This is a genomic window from Deltaproteobacteria bacterium (genome assembly GCA_030654105.1).
Taxonomy (GTDB): domain Bacteria; phylum Desulfobacterota; class SM23-61; order SM23-61; family SM23-61; genus JAHJQK01.
Genome location: JAURYC010000107.1, coordinates 1 through 4,565, shown reverse-complemented (window position 1 = coordinate 4,565; position 4,565 = coordinate 1). Strand labels below are relative to the sequence as shown.

The 4,565-nt window shown below is 48.7% G+C and carries 5 protein-coding genes; 2 read left to right on the top strand and 3 right to left on the bottom strand.

Features of this window, described 5'->3' with window-relative positions:
• Positions 1 to 768: 768 nt before the first annotated feature.
• Positions 769 to 1,113, bottom strand: a complete 345-nt coding sequence (locus tag Q7V48_04130) for an FAD-binding oxidoreductase (GenBank protein MDO9209923.1) — start codon at positions 1,111 to 1,113, stop codon at positions 769 to 771.
• Entirely contained in the window at positions 1,103 to 1,621 is a 519-nt protein-coding gene (locus Q7V48_04125) for an FAD-dependent oxidoreductase (protein ID MDO9209922.1), read from the bottom strand. Before Q7V48_04125 ends, Q7V48_04130 begins: the two co-directional genes overlap by 11 nt.
• Positions 1,622 to 1,648: 27 nt before the next feature.
• Here Q7V48_04125 and Q7V48_04120 point away from each other — a divergent pair, with 27 nt between their 5' ends.
• Positions 1,649 to 2,950: a M23 family metallopeptidase gene (locus Q7V48_04120; protein ID MDO9209921.1), complete on the top strand. Its 1,302-nt coding sequence runs from the start codon at positions 1,649 to 1,651 to the stop codon at positions 2,948 to 2,950.
• Between the two features lie 146 nt (positions 2,951 to 3,096).
• On the top strand, positions 3,097 to 4,131 hold the full coding sequence (locus tag Q7V48_04115; protein MDO9209920.1) for an alcohol dehydrogenase catalytic domain-containing protein: 1,035 nt from the start codon (positions 3,097 to 3,099) through the stop codon (positions 4,129 to 4,131).
• A 143-nt stretch (positions 4,132 to 4,274) separates the two neighbouring features.
• Here the strand turns inward: Q7V48_04115 and Q7V48_04110 are convergent.
• On the bottom strand, positions 4,275 to 4,565 hold a 291-nt coding region (locus tag Q7V48_04110; GenBank protein ID MDO9209919.1), incomplete at its 5' end, for a hypothetical protein.

Below are 4,565 nucleotides of genomic sequence, written 5' to 3'. Positions count from 1 at the left end.
AAAGCCTATAGCTACATTCGTCAGTATTACTAAGCGCGCCGCTGTTGGATGGCAGGAGGTGATGGAAACGTTGTTTTCTGAAGCCCATCGACAAAGCCCTGTATAGCGGGGTGAGCAACTATCCGGGTCGTAACGAAAGTGAACGTAGATGTAGCCTCGTAATTGTCGAGACCCGCTTTCGAGGGGGACGGCCTTAAATAATTCAGTTGACATGAAAGAAGATCGCAAGATAAGGAAGGGACTGTGCGGAGATCAGCCGGCCTTAACGCTCCCGGGAATTGGGGAATTCCCTGGCTGCTCTGGCCAACCGTTTAGAAATGAGCCCGGCTGGGGTTGGCTATGCCGCACAAAGGGGAGAGGCCATCGCTCATGAGAATGGTTATCAGCTTACCCAATGAGATATTTAATTATTTAAGGGCGCCCCCCTTTACCCACGCTGAACCACCTTTCATGATCACATCAAGGCCTACGGACGAAATTGCGAGGCTGCTGATCCATCCCTTTCAAAATCCCTGCGGAGCTGGACAAGGAATTAGGACCGTGAAGGCAACATAGACCCCTCCTGGCCATGGCCTTTGTCATTTTTATCATTGCCTTGGTCAACAGGGCTCCGCGCAAGTTTCCAGTTACTTAAGGATTGCAAGATGCAAATTTACACCTTTCAGGGGGGCTGTCAATTATGGACTTCAGGATGTGAACTTCAGGATAAAGGTGGGGGAGTGAATTACCCCTCAGCAAGCTGGGGGGTAATTCACTATTGGCAACAGCTTAAACTACCCCCCCTTCTTTTAAAGGACGATTTTCTAAAATTCTTTCCGGGCAGAAGCAACTTAAATCAAGAATCGGCGGGCGTTTGAGGATCAGTTCGGCGAGGTACCGGCCTGCTGCTGGAGATTGCTGAAGACCATGGCCGGAAAAGCCATTGATCAGATAGAGACCGTTTAACCCGGGCCAAAGGCCCAAGATGGCGTTACTGTCCAAAGAGTTCTGGACATAAAGTCCGGCCCAGCCTCTGACGAGCTTGAGGGTATTGAAAGTCGGGACGATTTTGGCCAGATCAGGCCAAAGGAACTCCTGAAAACGCCGCCAATCCCAATTGAAATCAAATCCCACCTTGTCGTCTTCCAGGGATCGGCCAACGAGTATCAAAATCGGCTATAAACCGGACGCCCAGCGAAACAGCCTTGGACCGGTAGGCCATCAATAAGGCGTAAGGATCCAGATATCCGTCCCGAAGGCCGAAAGTGCCACCCACAAAATCATTGACCTCGACCAGAGGAAATTCCTTTTTGATCCGATCAGGAGACCACCAGTCCACTTTGCATCCCAACTGTTTCTGGAGGACCAGAGATTCTTCGGCCGCGCGTGCATCCCCGCCTGGCCTGGAAAATGTAATATCATTCCTTTCTTTTTTTAACAAGTGTTTTTGAAATCTAGAGCTGGGAGTTTTCGGAAGAGGTTCCTCGTATTTCAGATTTCCGGGAGTTTTGAAACAGGTCAGCGTTCTTGAAACTATCTTGCGCCCAAGGCTGGCTTCTCCAAATGATTTAGACCTTAATTTTTGAGAGATTTCTTTTCGTAGGCTTGACACTCCCCAGAACCTATGAAATAGTGAATTCATAAATTTTTTGAAGAGAGTGGGGGAAAGATGAAAAAGTTAGTAGGGGTGGCTATTGGTGTTGGGCTCCTTATTGTAATCGGTGTGGGTTCCTGGATATGCCTGGTTAAATTTGAGCAGGAAAAACCAACCATAAAGATTACTCCCGACTCACGTTATCTAGGCCAGAAAATAACTGTTAGAGTTGAAGACCAAAAAAGCGGTGTAGCGGAAGTACGCGTAGAAGCAGTCCAGAAAGGGAAAACGGTAATCCTTCTGACGGAGAAGTTTTCCAAAGGAACCCAAAACGTAGAAAAAACTTTGGCCATGCGCCCTTTGCCCCAAGGACTAAAAGACGGAGAAACCCAAATTAAAATCTTTGCCCGGGATCATTCCTGGAACAAAGGAAATCCAGTGTCCCTGGAAAAGAAGGTAGTCATCGACACCCATCCGCCCCAAATAACCGTTTTAGGTGCCTTGCACTACATCAATAAAGGGGGTACGGCGTTGGTTACCTATCAGACATCTGAAGAAACGCCAGTTTCGGGAGTTCAAACAGGAGAATTCTTTTTTCCCGGCTATCCCACGGAAAAAAACCAATATTTGACTTATTTCACCTTAGGCCATATTTCCCCCAAGGAAATTTCTGTATTGGCTGTGGCCGAGGATCATGCCGGAAACCGGGCGAAGACAGGCTTCCGCCTCATCCTGAAATCTAAAGCCTTCAAGAAAGACAAAATTCAAATCACTGAAGGCTTCCTAAAAAACGTTATGCCTTATTTTACGGAGCGAGACTCAAGTCTTCAAGGTACGCCGCAGGAAATTTTTCTCATTGTGAATCGCAAGCAACGGGAGACGGATCATGGAGAAATCAAAAAAATTTGCCAGCAGACGGGAACTCAACCGTTATGGTCCGGGCCTTTTCTCAGGCTTCCCAATTCCAAACCTATGGCCTCCTTTGCTGAAGAGCGAACCTACTGGTATAACGGCAAGGAAATTGATCGCCAGGTTCACCTGGGGGTTGACCTTGCCTCACTGGCTCAGAGCCCAATACCGGCAGCCAATTCAGGAAGAGTAGTATTTGCCGGACCTCTGGGTATTTATGGAAATACGGTATTGATGGACCACGGCTGCGGCCTGTTCAGCATGTATTCCCATTTAAGCCGCATCGAGACCGAGGTTAAAAAGGAAGTGAAAAAAGGGGAAACTCTGGGACGAACCGGCACTACAGGACTGGCCGGCGGTGATCATCTGCATTTCAGCGTGTTGGTCAATGGAGTTTTTGTTAACCCCATCGAATGGTGGGATGAGCATTGGATTAAGGATAACATCGATAAGAAGATGAAGCTCTGAAACTCTCGAATCTCCTTAAATCCAAGCCAGAAGGTGGTGCCGAATCCTATGCCCGGTATTCCCAGAGCGCAGACCGATCAATCCCAGAGCCGGGTAGGCTGCATTCTTATTGCGGCCAAGGTCTACAGGCCAAGGAGGTATAGAAGATGAAAACAATCGTAATTGAAAAACCCGGCTCCTTCAAAATCGAAGAATTGCCCTATCCCAGTCCCGGTGAGGGAGAGGTCACCCTCGATGTGAGGGCTTGTTGTGTCTGCGGTACAGATATCCATCTTCTCGATGGGGAATTCAAAGGAGCGGGCTATCCTTTGATCCCAGGCCATGAATTTTCCGGGGTGGTAAGGGAAGTCGGCGCCAAGGTGACCCATGTTAAATCAGGAGACCGGGTTGCCGTTGAACCTTTCATTGCCTGCGGGTACTGCTTTTTTTGTAAAGCAGGGAAGACTAACCATTGTCTGAATGGAATGGTGATCGGTCATACCAAATCAACAGTAATGAAGCTCGATGGCGGGTTTTCAGAGCAGGTTGTTGTTCCAGTAAGAAATCTCATCCCTCTTGCTGATCAGGTCTCTTTCGAGGCCGGTTCTTTCATTGCCAACCTTGGGACGGTCGTTTACGCGATCCGGCGGGCTGGACTTCAGCCTGGGATGAATGTTCTGATTTTTGGGACAGGGGCCAATGGATTGATCATTGCAGAGCTTTCGAAAAAAACAGGGGCCTCGACCGTAGTCATCACTGGAAGAACGAAAAGTCGGCTCGAGGTGGCTTCAAGAATGGGAATCGATGCAACAGTTTTGGCCGATGACCATCAGGAAGAGACCCTCCATCGCATCGCCCCAAGGGGATTTGATGCGATCTTTGAAACCACGGGGGTAGTGCCCATTGTCGAACGAGCTTTTAAATTTGTTACTCCAGGGGGGAAAATAGTCCTTTACGGTATTGTGCCTCCTGACCAGAACGCCCGGGTGAACCCTTTTGACATCTGCAGAAAGGACCTTCAGGTAATTGGAAGCTTTTCTTCAGTCAACGCCTGCATCATCGCTCAGGAGCTGCTTGCGAGCGGGGTCATAAAAGTCGAGCATCTCATTTCTCACCGGTTTTCTCTGCCGGATTGGGGAAAAGCCGTCGCAACGGCCCGGGATCCTTCCCAATGCATGCGGGCCGTCGTTCTCATGTCTTAATTCGGTAAAATAGGAGGAAGTCGAAACGGTCCTTCTTTAGCCATAGACTCTTTCAAAAAGTTTTCATATTATTTTGATACCGTAACTTTTTGGAAAGTTTTGGTTTTGGAATGATAAGGGGAAAAATAACGAAGCCAGATTTTTTACGGATAATGTTTTAATTCCGGCGGTCGAATCCTTCCATCCATCATCCCCTGCACGAATGGCGCAACCTGCCGAACCGCTTCTTGAGTAAATAGCCTTCCTTTCTCCGCAGGTGCCTCCAGCGGGTCTTTCTCCACCTGATCGTGCAGGGCGTCATACCGAATATTCTCCGGAAACAAGGCCAGGGCCAGGGAGGTCTCGAACTCCCGCCGGGTCAACTTGGCCAACATGACTTCCTGATTGGGCATAATATTCTTTCCTGAAGACCATGATCCTTCAAGAGGCCGATC